This window comes from Streptococcus mitis (assembly GCF_047464965.1).
Taxonomy (GTDB): Bacteria; Bacillota; Bacilli; order Lactobacillales; family Streptococcaceae; genus Streptococcus; species Streptococcus mitis_DU.
Genome location: NZ_JASHAT010000001.1, coordinates 49,328 through 65,134, shown reverse-complemented (window position 1 = coordinate 65,134; position 15,807 = coordinate 49,328). Strand labels below are relative to the sequence as shown.

At 41.4% G+C, this 15,807-nt stretch carries 15 protein-coding genes and 2 pseudogenes; 2 read left to right on the top strand and 15 right to left on the bottom strand.

All coding sequences use genetic code 11. The features are described 5' to 3' along the window. Positions 1 to 59: 59 nt before the first annotated feature. Positions 60 to 287, top strand: a pseudogene (locus tag QM408_RS00340) (tRNA dihydrouridine synthase DusB); the annotation flags it as partial. A 70-nt stretch (positions 288 to 357) separates the two neighbouring features. On the opposite strand, the gene QM408_RS00335 reads toward QM408_RS00340, so the two are convergent. After that, a complete protein-coding gene (locus QM408_RS00335; RefSeq protein ID WP_023947309.1) occupies positions 358 to 1,056 on the bottom strand; it encodes a hypothetical protein in 699 nt (232 codons plus the stop codon). A gap of 278 nt (positions 1,057 to 1,334) precedes the next feature. Here QM408_RS00335 and QM408_RS00330 point away from each other — a divergent pair, with 278 nt between their 5' ends. Continuing rightward, positions 1,335 to 1,565, top strand: coding sequence for a hypothetical protein (locus tag QM408_RS00330; RefSeq protein WP_023947307.1), 231 nt, complete (start codon positions 1,335 to 1,337; stop codon positions 1,563 to 1,565). A 73-nt stretch (positions 1,566 to 1,638) separates the two neighbouring features. On the opposite strand, the gene QM408_RS00325 is transcribed toward QM408_RS00330, so the two are convergent. The 14 genes and pseudogenes from QM408_RS00325 to QM408_RS00260 all read right to left on the bottom strand — a co-directional run bounded on the left by QM408_RS00325 (position 1,639) and on the right by QM408_RS00260 (position 15,674). Continuing rightward, the gene (locus QM408_RS00325; protein ID WP_269797489.1) at positions 1,639 to 2,412 is read right to left on the bottom strand and encodes an NUDIX hydrolase; all 774 of its coding nucleotides are present in this window, start codon (positions 2,410 to 2,412) and stop codon (positions 1,639 to 1,641) included. Between the two features lies 1 nt (position 2,413). Continuing rightward, positions 2,414 to 3,114, bottom strand: a pseudogene (gene pnuC, locus QM408_RS00320) (nicotinamide riboside transporter PnuC). A gap of 9 nt (positions 3,115 to 3,123) precedes the next feature. Continuing rightward, positions 3,124 to 4,182 carry an AAA family ATPase gene (locus QM408_RS00315; RefSeq protein ID WP_414373195.1) on the bottom strand — a complete coding sequence of 353 codons (1,059 nt, stop codon included), beginning with the start codon at positions 4,180 to 4,182 and terminating at the stop codon, positions 3,124 to 3,126. Positions 4,183 to 4,330: 148 nt separating this feature from the next. Continuing rightward, positions 4,331 to 6,763, bottom strand: coding sequence for an ATP-dependent Clp protease ATP-binding subunit (locus QM408_RS00310; protein WP_414373193.1), 2,433 nt, complete (start codon positions 6,761 to 6,763; stop codon positions 4,331 to 4,333). Position 6,764: 1 nt separating this feature from the next. Beyond that, entirely contained in the window at positions 6,765 to 7,223 is a 459-nt protein-coding gene (locus tag QM408_RS00305; RefSeq protein WP_004261972.1) for a CtsR family transcriptional regulator, read from the bottom strand. Between the two features lie 118 nt (positions 7,224 to 7,341). Beyond that, the gene (locus tag QM408_RS00300) at positions 7,342 to 8,070 is read right to left on the bottom strand and encodes an ABC transporter ATP-binding protein (RefSeq protein ID WP_237447132.1); all 729 of its coding nucleotides are present in this window, start codon (positions 8,068 to 8,070) and stop codon (positions 7,342 to 7,344) included. Beyond that, on the bottom strand, positions 8,070 to 9,077 hold the full coding sequence (locus QM408_RS00295; RefSeq protein ID WP_004261900.1) for an ABC transporter substrate-binding protein: 1,008 nt from the start codon (positions 9,075 to 9,077) through the stop codon (positions 8,070 to 8,072). The genes QM408_RS00300 and QM408_RS00295 overlap by 1 nt, the downstream gene beginning before the upstream one ends. Before the next feature lie 38 nt (positions 9,078 to 9,115). Continuing rightward, positions 9,116 to 9,874, bottom strand: coding sequence for an ABC transporter permease (locus QM408_RS00290; protein WP_024057369.1), 759 nt, complete (start codon positions 9,872 to 9,874; stop codon positions 9,116 to 9,118). Further along, on the bottom strand, positions 9,837 to 10,127 hold the full coding sequence (locus QM408_RS00285) for a thiamine-binding protein (RefSeq protein ID WP_000647655.1): 291 nt from the start codon (positions 10,125 to 10,127) through the stop codon (positions 9,837 to 9,839). The genes QM408_RS00290 and QM408_RS00285 overlap by 38 nt, the downstream gene beginning before the upstream one ends. Positions 10,128 to 10,379: 252 nt before the next feature. After that, a complete protein-coding gene (cbpD, locus tag QM408_RS00280) occupies positions 10,380 to 11,498 on the bottom strand; it encodes a choline binding-anchored murein hydrolase CbpD (protein WP_020902625.1) in 1,119 nt (372 codons plus the stop codon). 89 nt (positions 11,499 to 11,587) lie between these two features. Next, positions 11,588 to 11,854: a Veg family protein gene (locus tag QM408_RS00275; protein ID WP_001278169.1), complete on the bottom strand. Its 267-nt coding sequence runs from the start codon at positions 11,852 to 11,854 to the stop codon at positions 11,588 to 11,590. A gap of 1 nt (position 11,855) precedes the next feature. Beyond that, positions 11,856 to 13,208: a replicative DNA helicase gene (gene dnaB, locus QM408_RS00270; protein WP_004263550.1), complete on the bottom strand. Its 1,353-nt coding sequence runs from the start codon at positions 13,206 to 13,208 to the stop codon at positions 11,856 to 11,858. A 43-nt stretch (positions 13,209 to 13,251) separates the two neighbouring features. Beyond that, the gene (rplI, locus tag QM408_RS00265; RefSeq protein WP_000864218.1) at positions 13,252 to 13,704 is read right to left on the bottom strand and encodes a 50S ribosomal protein L9; all 453 of its coding nucleotides are present in this window, start codon (positions 13,702 to 13,704) and stop codon (positions 13,252 to 13,254) included. Beyond that, positions 13,701 to 15,674, bottom strand: a complete 1,974-nt coding sequence (locus tag QM408_RS00260) for a GGDEF domain-containing protein (protein WP_414373188.1) — start codon at positions 15,672 to 15,674, stop codon at positions 13,701 to 13,703. The genes rplI and QM408_RS00260 overlap by 4 nt, the downstream gene beginning before the upstream one ends. Positions 15,675 to 15,807: the final 133 nt, after the last annotated feature.

Sequence of the window (15,807 nt, the reverse complement as noted above, 5' to 3'; positions counted from 1 at the left end):
TTTTATAGTTAAATTTATTCTTTTTTCTTTCGAGATATAACTGATACAATCTTCTGGTAGGTGAAATCCTACCTGATTTGACTTTTGAAGACAAGATGAAAACCGCCTACGAGCACTTGAAACGCTTGATTAACCTCAAAGAGGAAAACGTAGTAGTTCGTGAATTCCGTGGCCTCGCTCCTCACTACCTCCGTGGAACATCTGGCGCTGCCAAACTCCGTGGAGCCATTTCACAAGCTAGCACTCTGGCAGAGATTGAAGCTCTCTTGCAGTTGCATAAGGCTTAATAGATTAAAACCCGTAACTCTCTTAAAGTTGACGGGTTTTTGATTGTAAAAATTCAAATACTGAGCGCTATTATTGATTCAAAGCAACACTGGAAACCTTGCCATCCGCTCCTGTTGTAATTTGGATGACTTTCCCTCCACCGATTTTGGCATTATACTTGCCATCATCAAGAGTATAAGAATAACCTCTAATAGAGTAGTTTTCTTTCTTTCCATCAGCAGATTCTACTGTGAATTGACCACCTGATGAAACTGTGATGGTTTCGCCATTGGCTCCCTTCCAATTGCCCGCTGCAGCTGAGAAATCACCATCTACCATGGTTAAAACACCCTTGTAGCGTTTATTTTGTTCTGCTTGTTTGTCTTGAAGTTTGCGGTCAGTTGTAGGATCATAGCTTGATTGATTAGACTGGGCTTGAGAAGCCTGTTGAGTTGAAGGAGTCTGAGCAGGAGTTTGTTGACTAGCCACCTGTTGATTAGCCACTTCTTGACCTTGTCTTTGCTCTGGTGTAGGTGCCGCTTGTGATGGTGTTGCAGTTGCTGAAGATTGATCAGTAGATGCCTTAGCCTTTTCAGATGCAGCTGAACTTGAGGACTTCTGAGTCTTGCTTTCTTTGCTAGCAGAAGCTGCTTTAGAACTTGATGATTGGCTTGTCTTAGCAGAACTGCTTGCTTGAGTTGTTTCCTTTTTATTCCCACAAGCTCCTAACAGCAAGGTAGAGGCCAATACAGTTGCTGCCATCAATTTGATATAGGTTTTCTTTTTCATTTTTCTACTCCTTTGTAATGTTTTAGAAATATAAAGAAATCTTTTTGTAATATAATTGTAACATCGGGATTTAAATATGTCAACAATTTATCTAAACTATTTTAAAAATCTTAAATACTTTAGATACATTTACTCCCCCTACTCTTCTATTCGTAATAAAATAGAAAAGCAGGAGATTTTCCTATTAAAAATTTGAATTTGTTTTTGTGTAATCGCTTGCACCTTTAAGTACAAAGGAATATAATAACATTGAAATAGAATATAGGAGGTGCACTCTTATGCTAAATAAGTATTATAAGTATCTTCCTTGGTTGATTTTGGGAGCAATTGGCTCTTATCAATCAGCCGCTTACTATGCGCGAACTGCATTTGATGTGTTTTATCTGACTACAATCTTTTTGATTGTTTATATCGCTTTGTTATTTTTACATGAGAACTATCTCAAGTATCGATACAAGGACTTCTTTACTCACCTGTTGAGTAATTCTAAGAAAGATAGCCATCCCTAAAAACAGTCGCAACAGCAAAACCATTTCATGATGGTACATAAAGAGGTCGGGAACTTTGTCCCGGCCTCGTTTTTTATTTCAGTCGATAGGTTTTTCTTGGTTTCTTTTTAGGTACTCGTTTGAGCCCGACCTCTTCTACGTACTCGCCATATTTTACGAGAAAGTTATTGCTGACGATTGGACGACCGGGGTTGATGAGATTGACCAGTTCAGTCCCTTCGTAGACAGTGAACTCCTCCTCTAGCAGATAGAGGAAGGTTGGGTTCCAGTCTAGACGGCCTTGGATTCGTTTGATGGATTCTTGGATAATGGCATAATGGTCAAAAGCGAAGGCTTGATCCTCCAACTCTACTCCCTTTGAGAAGCACTTGCCTGTCTGAAAATCGACATCTACAAAAACCACATCCTTGGCATCGTCTCCTGCTTGAACAAGTTCTAATGCACGACTAGGCAAATAAACCAAGTGGGCAATGGTCACTGTCCAGCCCCGTGGGTCACGGCCGGGAGTCGATACGGTCATCAATTGCTCGATTTTTTCCAAAGGAAGATCGAGATTGACTTCTTCTCTCACCTCACGCTGACAGGCATGCGCAGCATCTTCGCCCTTGTCCATAAATCCTCCAACCAGAGCCAAACAATTTTGATAAGGGTGAGCCTTGCGACGAATTAATAAGAGCTTGATCTTTCCTTCGACAAAGCAGTAGGCTACCATATCCACCGTCACACTTGGTTTTTCGTATTGAGGGAGTTCCTGCTTGTAGTACCAATCTAAAAACTCTTCCTGACTGGCATGAATTTCAAAATATTCTTTTTCCGTCATCCCTTCTGGAATCTTTATGTCCGTCATTTTATGCCTCCTTACGAACTGCCTTGGTCCATTGGTACCAACCTACTAGACTATTGAGAGTGTAAACCCAGTACATCCCTTGGATGTGGATATTTTCACCCCACCAGAGATAAATACTAAAGAGATTGGTTGCAATCCAGAAAATCCATTGCTCACGGTAGAGACGTGTCATCAAGAGCTGACCAACACCATTGGTCGCATCGGTAACACTATCACGGAAAGGGCGAGCACAGATAATTTCTTAGCTTCAAAGTGAGATTCTTCTACTTTTCCTTGGTCATTGATACGATTGGACAGCCAAGCATAGAGACCAATCGGCTGCATGACAAAGAAGTAAACGGTCGTCAAAACTTCGCCATAAAAAGTTGCATTCATGGCCAAAATCAAATAGATAGCAGAGTTAATGGCCCCAAAGAGATAATTGCTTGCACGCCCTTCTGCTACCAAGATAACACAGACAATTCCAGTCCAAGAGGCAAACAAGCTCATCCAGTCATGACTTTCTGTATTTTGCGTGAATTCCAAGATCAAAGGAACACTTGACAGGACGATGAGATACAACCACTGGAAGAGGCTACGGCCGACAAAGAGATCTTTCCAGAGCAGGTTCATGATTCCTGCAAAACCAATCTTGCGGGCTTCCGCATGGACGTTTTTAAAGTTCTCGATAAATTGTGTGATTTTTTCAGTTAGTTTTTTCATATTTTTCTCCTAATCTGCTTGGTAAATGGCATCAATAGCCACTTTTGCTGCTTCATAATTGCCTAGGTAATCCTCAGCTAGATAAACTAGTGGAATGTTTGCTAAGTAGCGCTCCCTCATCTGGTCCAAATGCTGGGAAAAACTATGACGAATATGGTCTTCTGCCATAGTCATATCTCTAAATCCGTCATTGACATAGGAGCCGACAGGCTGCACAAAGAGAATCAAGTCCCATTTTTCCTTAGCTAAGATTGAGGCAAAGAGATTATCAAAAGTCTCTCCTGATAAATCCCCTTGGTCCTCAGTCTCCATGTAATAATCATAGTAGCCCTTGGTTACTAAGGAGTTGGTATCAGCTATCACCAGTCCCCTATTGGCATTACTGTCAATTAACTTAGAGGTCTGGTCATACTGCCCCAACAGGAGATAATAATAATCCTTTGGAGTCAATTCATCGTCGCGGACATTGTTTTTGATCTGGTACTCACGTGCGTATTCCAAGCTGACTGGTGCATCGTAATACCTAGCCAAATCCTTGGCTAGAGTGGTCTTCCCATTGCTGGCACTTCCCATAATCAACACTTTCTTTGTAAACTGACGTCGGAAGGGTTGAGCAATATATTTCCAATATTTGCTTGGATTTTCTCGAATCATAGTCGCTGAGATACCAAACTTTCTTTCTTGCAAGACAGTCTCAAAGCCACGATTTGATAATTCTTGCTGGTAGTCTGCTTCTCCCACAAAGAAAATTAGTTCTTGCTGGGTTTCATCATAGGAAATCTCCGCTAACATTTGGTCCAACCACTCCTGCCAGCCCATAGGGTAACGGGGAAGCTTGCTCTCGTCTAACTTGCAGACAGAGGTCAACTCGTCATCACGAAAGGCCTCTCGGATATAGCGGAATCTTTTTTGAAGCGTTAAGCCTACCTGCTCCCCTCGGTCTCCCTCGTAGCCTGAAACGACAACCCAGACCTGGTCACACTGCCGCTTCGCTCGCTGAATCAGATCGATATGTCCTTGATGAAGTGGAGCAAAGGTTCCAAATACCACTGCTGTTTTCTTTTTCATAAATGCATTGCCTTTTTATAATTTTTGATATTTTTATTATCTATGTTTTTTATTATAAACTATATTTTTGTTTTGTCAATAGTTTTTTATTGTTTTTTATAAAAAAGTAGCAAAAAAGAGAATCAAGATTGCTCCTGATTCTCCATTTTTATGCAATATCAAATTTTAACTGGCCTGCTTTAACACCAATCTTAAGTGTGCTGCCTGCCACCAAATCTCCCTTAAGAAGAAGTTCTGCCAACTTGTCTTCCACTTCTGTTTGCAGGGTTCTGCGAAGTGGACGAGCTCCCATCTCTGGGTCATATCCTTGATTTGCCAACAATTTCAGTGCGGAAGCTTGTAATTTCAAGTCAATGCCTTTTTCAGCCAAACTTGCCACTAAAGGTTTGACCATAATCTTCACTACTTCCTGCATATGGTCGCTAGACAGGCTATGGAAGACCACCTTTTCATCAATACGGTTGATGAACTCCGGTCTATAAGCTTTTTTCAGCTCTTCAAACATGCGTTTTTCCATATTTTCTTGATCAAAACGAATGTCCTTAGCCCCAAAACCGACGGTCTTGTCATCCCGAAGGGCTGTCGCACCAAGATTTGACGTCATAATGATAATGGTATTTGAAAAATCAACCTTGCGTCCCTTGCTATCGGTCAGGACACCATCATCCAAAACCTGCAAGAGAACATTAAAGATGTCTGGGTGGGCCTTCTCTACCTCGTCAAAGAGGAGAACAGAGTATGGTTTGTTGCGAACCTTCTCGGTCAACTCCCCACCTTCTTCATAACCTACATAGCCCGGAGGAGCTCCGTTGAGACGGCTAGCTGCGAATTTCTCCATATACTCACTCATATCAAAGCGGATAAGGGCTGATTCGTCGTCAAAGAGGACTTCTGCCAGAGCCTTAGCCAATTCGGTCTTACCGACACCCGTGGGTCCTAGGAACATAAAGGAACCAATTGGACGCTTGTGACTGCGAATCCCTGACTGGTTGCGGCGAATCGCACGGCTAATACTTGAAACAGCTTGATCTTGACCGATGACACGTTTGTGCAGTTCAGCTTCCAGATTCAGGTATTTCTTGGCATCAGTCTGAGTCAGTTTTTGGACTGGAATACCTGACAAGCGACTCAAGGTGGTCAAAATATCAGACTCTGTCACCAAATCTTTATAGACAGGCACTTCCTCTTCTTTTACGATTAGCTGAGCTGCCTGTTTCCACTTACCATCCATCAAGGCCTTGTCAGCTGGACTCAAACCTGAATCGTCTGCTTTTACATGCTTAACCTTATTTTGCACTGTTGCTGCTGCTTCATCTAAGAGGTCGATAGCAGAGTCTGGCAAGTGACGACTAGTCAAGTAACGATGCGCCATCTTGACTGCTGTTTCAACCGCTTCATCTGTGATTTGCACACGGTGATGTTTCTCATAAGTCGCCTTCAAGCCTTGCAAAATGGTCATGCTGTCTGCAACACTTGGCTCTTCAATCGTCACTTTGGCGAAACGACGAGAAAGGGCTGCGTCTTTTTCGATGTGTTTTTGGTACTCTTCCTGAGTGGTGGCACCAACCGTTCTCAAAGTTCCTCGCGCCAAGGCTGGCTTCAAGATATTGGCCGCATCCAGAGTTGAATCAATCCCGCTCCCAGAACCCATGATGGTATGGAGCTCATCAATAAAGAGGATGACTTGACCATCTTCTTCAATATCCTTGATGATATTGTTCATGCGTTCTTCAAAGTCACCACGGAAACGTGTCCCTGCAACAACATTCATCAAATCAAGCTCTAACACGCGCATCTTAGCCATTTCCGCAGGCACATCACCACTAGCAATCCGCTGGGCAAGACCAAGCGCCAGAGCTGTTTTCCCGACACCAGCATCCCCAACCAAGACAGGATTATTCTTGGTCTTCCGACTCAAAATTTGAATCATACGCGAGATTTCCTTGTCCCGACCGATGACTGGTTCTAACTTGCCAGAACGCGCTTGCTCTGTCAAATCATGCGTATAGTCCTCGAGACCACCACTCGGAGTCTGGGGCATGCCCATCATATTAGCCATAGAATTTTGCTTGTCAGCTACTGTACGATGACGTTGGCGTAAAGCCTTGAGGTTTTCACGAGTCCAACCTGCACGTTCTTCTAGATTTCGACGTAGGGCAGCAATCTTGACCTGATCTTTCTTGTCTTCATAAGAAAAACCTGCCCTCTCCAAGATACGAGTCGCCAAGGCATTTCCATCATGCAAAATCGCATAAAGGACATGCTCTGTCCCTAACACCTTAGCATGGACCACTGACGCTACATACTCTGCTTCATCAAAAAGAACCTGCAAACGATGGGAGAACGGCAATTCCGTAAAGGTTTCATCCTGGCTATAGTCCGTTTCAGTCAGTTCCAAAGCGACTTCTTCTAAACGGTCCATCTCATATGGATAATCATTTAAAGTTGCCCCTGCCACACTATAACTGTGATTGGACATGGCAATCAACAAGTGCCAAGACTCTAGATAACGAGATCCAAAATGGCCAGCCACCATGTAGGCACTTTCGATACATTCATTCAATGCTTTTGAATAGTTCATCTTACTTCCCTTTTCTATCTACCTCTTGTATGACCTGTCGTAGCATATTGGCACGAACAACAGGAGCTTCTTCTCCTAGAACGCGATCCAAAGCTACTGCTACCAGCAAATTCATCTCCTGCTTGGTCATCAATTCCTGCTCAACCAAAAGCTGTAGAATATCCTCATAAATTTCTTGACTGACCCGCTCACCAATTGAGTAAAGCAGCTCCCTGAGCATTTCATGATGACTAGAAAACTCAATCCGTCCTATACGAATGTAGCCTCCTCCACCACGCTTACTTTCAACCAAGTATCCTCTACTTTCCGTAAAGCGTGTCTTGATCACGTAGTTAATCTGACTGGGAACAACCTGAAAAGTATCTGCCAACTGACTCCGTTGCAATTCTACAATTCCAGATTGATCTAAAATCGCCTTGATGTAGGCCTCAATATGATCCGATGTATTTTTAAATCTCATTACAAACCCACCTCTCTCTTTAAACCTTGACTATCTTTGACTATTATACCGAAATTTTCTCATTTTTAAAAGAAAAAGGGCGCTGGTAAAGGATAATCTTCACCAACTCCCTATTTTTCTACTTATCTAAGCCTAATTCTACCAAAATTTGACGTTTATAGGCAATCTTTTGGACTTCTTTGTCCTCATCTTCAGACCAATCTAGTTTAATTTCTGAAACAATCTGCCCAGGACGATTTTTCAAGATATAGATGCGGTCGCTGAGACTGAGGGCCTCCTCGATACTATGCGTGATGATCAAGGTTGTTAGCTGCAACTGCTTGTGAATCTCAAGGTACCAAGCGTGGAGTTCCATCTTGGTCATCTCATCCAAGGCGCTAAAAGCCTCATCCAAGAGAAAGAGCTTGTGCCCGAAAAGGTAAGTCCGGAGTAAGGCTACACGCTGGCGCATCCCACCACTGAGTTCATGAGGGTATTTATCTCTTACAGCTGTCAACTGGAAGGTCGCAAGAATTTCATCTGCGCGAGCAATAGCTTCTGCCTTATCCACCTTTTGAATCAAGAGGGGCAGAATGATATTACCAAGCACCGTCTTGTGCTCCAAGAGCAGATCCTTTTGTAACATATAACTCACGCGCCCCTTGGGATTTTCTTCACCATCAAGGACAATTCTCCCTGACTGAACTTCTAAAATCCCCGCAATTAAGTTGAAAAGCGTAGTCTTACCAACACCACTTGGGCCTAGGATAGAAACCACTTCACCTGAAGTCACTTTCAGATTGATATCCTCTAAAATCCTATCTTGTCCGTAGGCATAACTGACGTGTTCTAGTCTTATTTCTGTCATTATTTCACAAATTCGTTGGTGAAGCCTTTGTCTGTCAAGTCTTCTTTAAGGATACCATTTTCTTTATCCCATTTGTAGAAGGCATTCCAGCGAGCTGCATCAAATTGCCCCCATTTTTCCTTGTCGCTTGCGTATTCTTTTGACAAGTATTTTTGAGATTCGATGACAAAGTCACGTTTTTCCTTGAGTTCAGGTGCATTTTTGATGAGGATATCAGCTGCTTCCTCTGGATGCTCCATAGCATATTGGTATCCTTTTTTGATAGCTTGGATGACTTTACGTGCTTCTTCTTTGTTGTCTTTGAGGTAGTCGTTGTTAGCAATGATGACTGGTGAGTAATAGTCAAATTCTTTAACGTAGTCTTTCAAGTACATGAAATTAGCATCTACACCTTGAGATTTAGCAAGGATACCATCCCAACCGTAGTAGATCCATGCAGTATCAAAGACACCGTTGGCAATCGGTGTGATTGAGTTTGAGTCGTTATTTGGTACTTTTTCTACCTTCTCAAAGTCCCCACCTTGTGATTCTACCAAGGTTTTCAACATAGCAAGTTCAGTTGGGTCATTCCATGTCCCGTATTTTTTACCAACCAAGTCCTTTGGACTGCTTACATTGTCAGATTTACGAGAGATGATTCCTGATGTATTGTGCTCAACAATAGCTGCAACAGCAGTGATTCCTGCGCCTTTTTCCAATTTTTTAGCCATATAGTCTTGGAAATAGACTGCAAATGGTGCCTTACCGTTAATAACCAAGTCAGAAGAACTTTCTTCTGGTGGCAATTTCAAATCAACATCCACTCCAGCTTCTTTGAAATAACCTTTTTCCTTGGCCACATAAAGCCCTGTGTGGTTGGTATTTGGCGTCCAGTCTAGGATAAAGTCAATCTTCTTGAGTTCTGCTTCCTTATTATCCTTAGAAGCAGTTCCTTGACCACAGGCCACAAGCACAACAGCTACAAGAGCTGTTAAAACAGTTAAAAACACTTTCCATGTTTTCTTCATTTCAATTTCCTCTTTTCTTTTTCAGAAACATTCTTATTCTACGAACGTTTCCATTTAATAACATATTTTTCACTGACATCAACCAGCTTCATACCGAGAAGACTGATAATCGATACCAGAATAATAATAGCAAACATAGTATCATACTGAAACAGTTTCTTGGACTGAATCATGTAGACACCTAGTCCTTCAAAGCCTCCCAACCACTCAGATACTACTGTTGTGATAAAGGCGTAGGAGACACTGACCCTCAGACCAGCATAAAAGTAAGGCAGACTGACAGGGATTTTAAAATGCCACAGGATTTGCCAAGGTTTGGCCCGCATCAGACTAAACAAGGTCAGCATATCCTTGTCACAATGCCTAAAACCGTCCAAAATGCTGACGATGATAGGAAAGGTTGTTGTCAAGATAATCAAGACAATCTTGGGCAAAATCCCATAACCGAGCCACAAAACCAGGATAGGGGCTATGGCAATGGTCGGGATAGTCTGAACAACCACCATCATAGGGTAAATCAGATCGTTAAGCCAAGTCAAACTGTCCATAAGCACAGCCATGAGACAGGCAATCAAGACTCCCAAAATCAGTCCCAATAAAGCCACTCTCAAGGTGGCCCAGCTATGGTGCCAGAGAAATTCTCTATCACGAACAAAGGACAGGAGAATTTCAAGAGGTGTCGGCAGGATAAACTTGGGGAGAAGTTTAAGAAAACCTGCTAACTGCCAGATTGACAAGACCCCCATAAAGCCCAATAGACTAATGTGTCGTCTCAGTATACTTTTCAAGTTTCTCATCAATACTTAAAATCTCTCCTACATTTATTTTGACATTGGCAAAAACATTATCTGCCTCCTGCCCTGCCACTTCTAGCGCTTCTTTGAGAATGCGCATAAGCTCATCAAACTCCCCTTCCAAGACCGTTTCAAATGGTGTCACCACCATAGTCACCTCTTGAGCTTGCAGATAAGCAATGACTTGATCGATAACAGCAATCCGATCAATCCCCTGTGATAGGGGTAAAATTTGCAAGGCGATGCTTGCTTTCATAAGAACCTCCTCTTCTCGTTTTCCTTTGACAAAAAGAAAAACCTTTGCCATATATGGAAAAGGTCAAGAGTAGACTAAGTATCGTTCCCTACGCTGGCATTACCCAGATCAGGTGCGGTCGAAGCTTAACGCTTCCTCTCAGACTGTACACAGACTCCCATATATTATATGGACATATGATAGCGCAAAACAAAAAAAATGTCAAGGAAACTGCTTACAGAAAAGAGTAGGAAATTTTCCTACTCCCATTTTCTATACTCGTTCTCCATCACTATTTACTCTGTAGCCATCCACTGTCGTATTGACAGCTAAGGCGCCTGAAGAGTAAGAATAATACCACTTACCAGAGACTTGATACCACCCCGTTTTCATTGCCCCTGAACTATCTAAATAATACCACAGACCATTTTCCTTTAACCAGCCTGTCTGCATTTCACCAGATGATTTCAAATAATACCAACTAGATCCATCTTTCAGCCAGCCTGTTGATTTAGATCCATTTGATTTAAAATGATACCAACTACCATTTATTTTCTTCCAACCGACAGTTGAACTGTTATTGGATCCATAGTTAGAGCTATTTCCTGATTGATTCTGATAATTCTGTGAAGAGGTTACTCCCTCTAGCTGGATATAGCGACGACTTCCGTTATAAGCCGTATAACTCAACCACTTGTACCCATCTTTTTCGAGAATTTGATCATAATGAACATTCTCCCCAGGATAATAGTAATCAATTGCAGTTGCGCCAGCTAGAGGCTGATTTTTGATAGCAGCCTTAGTCTTAAAATAATGTGTTCCTCCTGTTGAAACTGAGGATTGACTATTCCCAACACTGCCACCAGCTAAATCTTTAAAATGAATAAAGCCAGTCATAGTATTCGCCTTCACGACGCGCTTATTGTAAGATTCCCTTATTCCATAATTGTATTCTTCAATCTCAATCTCATCTCCTATTACATTTGACACCCAAGCAACATGACCATAAGTTCCTGCAGTCGACCAAGCAATGGAGCCAATCGCTGGTCTATTATCGACACGATAGCCTTCACGACGAGCACGATAGCCCCATTCATTCGCATTCCCATAAGCCGCCGGAATCTCAAAACCATTGACATTACTCAAACGAAAGGCTGCAAAAGAAGTACACTGACGAGAATACATGCGCCACTTATCAATCTCCTGGCTCCCATTTTTATAATGAGCAGGATAATCATCCCCACGCGCAATCGATCCATTTCCTCCGGAATAGGCATATACACTATTACCCGCTGCTAACATCAATCCTACTACTAAAAAGGGAACAACCTTTTTAGCTGATTTTCTGAAAGAAAACCTTGTCTCTGCTACTTTAAATGGTGAAATTTTCATTCTTCCTCCTTGAAAAATAATATAAATCGAAGATTACCTTCACTTAAACTATTCGGAGAAAAAAAGAAAAAGTGAGAAAATTTCTCACTTTAGTCAAGATAATGAATCAAATTCTTTTCTGTAAGGATATCTGAGTAAGTAAAGGATTCAACGTAAACATTAGCTTGTTTATCTCCTTCAACGTTTCCAAATTCAACGATAAATAGGGATGGATAAACCTCAATTAGCTTACCCAATCTATTTTTTTGGCGCTTACGACCATTCTCCAGAGTCATTTCTACGACTTGTCCCTCATGTGCCTTGATTTCTTCTTTGATTTTTTTCATCTTGGCTACATCTGTAAATGCATCTGACATCTTATGCCTCCCTCTTTGAGATACTTGAAAATTTATTGTATTCTTTTTGAAAAATTAATTCCACCGTTCCACGAGCTCCACTACGGTTTTTCTCGATAATAACCTCTACCTTATTGTTTGGTATGCCTTCCTCTTCTTCACCACCACGCTCATAGTAATCGTCGCGATAAAGAAAGGCTACGATATCAGCATCCTGCTCAATAGACCCAGATTCACGAATATCAGACAAGACCGGTCTCTTATCCTGACGTTGTTCTACACCACGAGAAAGCTGACTTAGAGCGATTACTGGAACCTTCAGTTCCTTAGCTAAAATTTTCAACTGACGTGAAATTTCTGAAACCTCTTGTTGACGATTTTCCCGACCAGTTCCCGTGATAAGCTGCAAATAGTCTATTAAAATCAAACCAAGATTTCCAGTTTCTTGAGCCAGTTTACGAGAACGAGAACGAATCTCTGTAATCCGAATCCCTGGCGTATCATCGATATAGATACTTGCATTAGCTAGGTTCCCTTGAGCAATGGTATATTTTTGCCACTCCTCATCAGTCAATTGACCCGTACGGATAGAATGCGATTCCACCAAGCCTTCTGCCGCCAACATACGGTCCACTAGACTTTCCGCACCCATTTCGAGTGAAAAAATAGCAACCGTTTTGTCCAACTTAGTTCCAATATTTTGCGCAATATTCAAAGCAAAGGCTGTCTTACCAACCGCCGGACGGGCTGCTAGGATAATCAACTCCTCCTCATGCAGACCAGTCGTCATATGATCCAAGTCACGATAGCCTGTCGCAATACCTGTAATATCGGTCGTTTGTTGCGAGCGAGCTTCCAGATTTCCAAAGTTGATATTCAACACATCTCGAATGTTCTTAAATCCACTTCGATTAGCATTTTCGCTGACATCAATCAGGCCTTTTTCTGCCTGAGCAATGATTTCATCAGCTGGTTGCGAAGCCTCGTAAGCTTGATTGACAGACTCTGTCAACTTGGAGATTAATCGCCGTAACATGGCCTTCTCTGCAACGATTTTAGCATAGTACTCCGCATTAGCAGAAGTTGGCACAGAATTGACAATCTCAACCAGGTAAGACAAGCCACCAATATTCTGTAAATCACCTTGATTATCAAGAATGGTACGAACCGTTGTTGCATCTATAGCATCGCCACGATCGGATAAATCGACCATAGCTTGGAAAATCAAACGATGGGCATACTTAAAAAAGTCCCGAGACTCAATATATTCTCGCACAAAAACAAGCTTACTCTCGTCAATAAAGATAGCCCCTAAAACGGATTGCTCAGCTAAGATATCTTGAGGTTGTACTCGTAACTCTTCTACTTCTGCCATCAGACTTCCCTTCCTTTTACAATCTTGTCAAGAAGGTGTAAATTTATCCTTCTTTCACACGAAGATTGATTACACTTGTGATATCTTGATAGATTTTCACTGGCACATCAATCAAACCAACTGCTCGAATCGGAGCTTGTACTTGGATATGACGTTTATCAATCTTAATTCCAAATTGCTTTTGCAATTCTTCTGCAATTTTCTTATTGGTAATAGAACCAAAAGTACGGCCATCTGGACCAACTTTTTCAACAAATTCTACAACAGTTTCTTCTGCTTCTAGTTGGGATTTAATTGCTTTTGCTTCTGCAATCATCTCAGCATGAGCTTTTTCTTCAGATTTTTGTTTACCACGAAGTTCACCTACAGCTTGAGCAGTCGCTTCTTTGGCTAGATTCTTTTTGATAAGAAAGTTTTGCGCATACCCTGTTGGTACTTCCTTAATTTCGCCTTTTTTACCTTTTCCTTTAACATCTGCTAAAAAGATTACTTTCATTCTTCTTTCTCCTTTTCCTTTATTTCATTTAATACAATTTCTGTCAGTTTTTCACCTGCTTCTGACAAGGTTGAATCCTTAATTTGAGCTGCTGCCAAATTAAAGTGGCCTCCACCTCCCAGCTCTTCCATAATCCGTTGTACATTCAGCTTACTACGACTGCGAGCTGAGATAGAGATAAATCCTTGTGTATTCTTCGCAAGAACAAAACTCGCTTCAATACCTGACATAGCTAACATGGCATCTGCTGCCTTACTAATAACAACTGTATCATAGCATTTCGAGTCCTTAGCCTCTGCTATTAGTACATCTGAACCTAATTTACGTCCCTGTAAAATCAGTTCATTGACCTCACGATATTCTTCAAAATCTGTTGCAGCCATTTCCTGAATAGCAATACTATCACTTCCGCGCGTTCTGAGATAGCTAGCAACATCAAATGTCCTACTAGTCACTCGTGATGTGAAATTTTTAGTATCCAACATCATACCAGCCATCAAGACACTTGCTTGCATACGACTCAAACGATTTTTCTTAGAATTCTGGAACTGAATCAATTCCGTTACCAACTCACTGGCACTACTTGCACCACTTTCGATATAAGTGATAACTGCATTGTCTGGGAAATCCTGATCCCTTCGATGGTGGTCAATGACGATGGTTTGGGTAAATAAATCATAAAAATCTTTTGATAAAGTTAAAGCTGTCTTTGAATGGTCTACAAGAATCAACAAAGAACGATTGGTCACCATCCCCATTGCATCCTTAACAGACAACAACTTTGTAACTCCTTCTTTTTCTAAGAATGAAACAGCTCGTTCAATATCCGGCGACATTTGTTCTTCGTCATAAATAGCATAGCTATTTTCAGTCACATTGCTGGCAAACAACTGCATACCTACAGCAGAGCCAAGAGCATCCATATCTAGATTTTTGTGACCAACTACAAAAACCTGATCCACACTACGAATCTTATCTGAAATAGCTGTCATCATAGCGCGCGTACGTGTACGTGTACGCTTGATTGAGGCAGCAGATCCACCACCAAAATAAACTGGATTTTTCGTTTCGTCGTTTTCCTTGACAACCACTTGGTCGCCACCACGCACTTCAGCCAAGTTCAAATTGAGCAAAGCAACTTTCCCTATCTCATCATGATTTCCATCACCATAAGAAAATCCCATACTTAAGGTCAAGGGCAACTGTCTCTGTTTCGACTCTTCTCTGAAAGAATCAATAACAGAAAATTTATCGTTCATCAATCCCTCAAGCACCGTGTAGTCCGTAAATAGATAAAAGCGATCCATACTTACTCGACGGGAGAACATGGCATGTTTACCAGCAAATTCTGAAACAAAATTGGCTACAAAACTATTGATATGACTGATATCAGACTCCGATGTTTCATCTTCTAAATCATCATAGTTGTCAACAGAAACAATCCCAATCACAGGTCGACTTGTCACTAACTCAACAGTCGCTTCGTATTCTCCAGACACATCAAAGAAATAAAGAACTCCAGATACCTTGTCCATATGAACCGAATAGCGGGTCTCACCCAAGGTGGCATAAGAACCTGGATTCCCCACAGAAGCCTTGATAATTGTTTGAATTAATGCCACATCAATTTCGCCCACTTCATTAGTCAAAATCAATTCAGCATAAGGATTAAACCATTCAACTTCACCTGACGACAAGTCTAATTTAATAACTCCGACAGGCATCTGTTCTAACAAGGTTGTCAAACTTTCTTCAGCTTGGTGGTTTACATACTGGATTTGTTCTACTTCACTCCTTGAGTAGTAGTCTCTCTGATGGATGAATAGTAAAATATATGAACCCAAAATAAGTAGCAAAAGAAATAGCGTTACCAGTGTATTCGTTACAAAAACAAGTTGCACAGATAGCACTCCGAACGCCACTATTCCTAATATTAAGGGGAAAATAGGACTTACATAAAATTTTTTCATTCCAAACCTCTTGGCACCCATTATACCATAATAACCACCAAAAAGCGACTTTTTAAAAGTGTAATCAGTAATTCTATCAATTATAAGAAAAAGGAGGTTTACAATTTAGTAAACCTTCCTTTACACATATTGA

Excerpts from the sequence above, each read along its gene's own strand:
- QM408_RS00335 (WP_023947309.1), bottom strand. The coding sequence starts at position 1,056 with ATGAAAAAGAAAACCTATATCAAATTGATGGCAGCAACTGTATTGGCC.
- QM408_RS00330 (WP_023947307.1), top strand. The coding sequence starts at position 1,335 with ATGCTAAATAAGTATTATAAGTATCTTCCTTGGTTGATTTTGGGAGCA.
- QM408_RS00325 (WP_269797489.1), bottom strand. The coding sequence starts at position 2,412 with ATGACGGACATAAAGATTCCAGAAGGGATGACGGAAAAAGAATATTTT.
- QM408_RS00315 (WP_414373195.1), bottom strand. The coding sequence starts at position 4,182 with ATGAAAAAGAAAACAGCAGTGGTATTTGGAACCTTTGCTCCACTTCAT.
- QM408_RS00310 (WP_414373193.1), bottom strand. The coding sequence starts at position 6,763 with ATGAACTATTCAAAAGCATTGAATGAATGTATCGAAAGTGCCTACATG.
- QM408_RS00305 (WP_004261972.1), bottom strand. The coding sequence starts at position 7,223 with ATGAGATTTAAAAATACATCGGATCATATTGAGGCCTACATCAAGGCG.
- QM408_RS00300 (WP_237447132.1), bottom strand. The coding sequence starts at position 8,070 with ATGACAGAAATAAGACTAGAACACGTCAGTTATGCCTACGGACAAGAT.
- QM408_RS00295 (WP_004261900.1), bottom strand. The coding sequence starts at position 9,077 with ATGAAGAAAACATGGAAAGTGTTTTTAACTGTTTTAACAGCTCTTGTA.
- QM408_RS00290 (WP_024057369.1), bottom strand. The coding sequence starts at position 9,874 with ATGAGAAACTTGAAAAGTATACTGAGACGACACATTAGTCTATTGGGC.
- QM408_RS00285 (WP_000647655.1), bottom strand. The coding sequence starts at position 10,127 with ATGAAAGCAAGCATCGCCTTGCAAATTTTACCCCTATCACAGGGGATT.
- cbpD (WP_020902625.1), bottom strand. The coding sequence starts at position 11,498 with ATGAAAATTTCACCATTTAAAGTAGCAGAGACAAGGTTTTCTTTCAGA.
- QM408_RS00275 (WP_001278169.1), bottom strand. The coding sequence starts at position 11,854 with ATGTCAGATGCATTTACAGATGTAGCCAAGATGAAAAAAATCAAAGAA.
- dnaB (WP_004263550.1), bottom strand. The coding sequence starts at position 13,208 with ATGGCAGAAGTAGAAGAGTTACGAGTACAACCTCAAGATATCTTAGCT.
- rplI (WP_000864218.1), bottom strand. The coding sequence starts at position 13,704 with ATGAAAGTAATCTTTTTAGCAGATGTTAAAGGAAAAGGTAAAAAAGGC.
- QM408_RS00260 (WP_414373188.1), bottom strand. The coding sequence starts at position 15,674 with ATGAAAAAATTTTATGTAAGTCCTATTTTCCCCTTAATATTAGGAATA.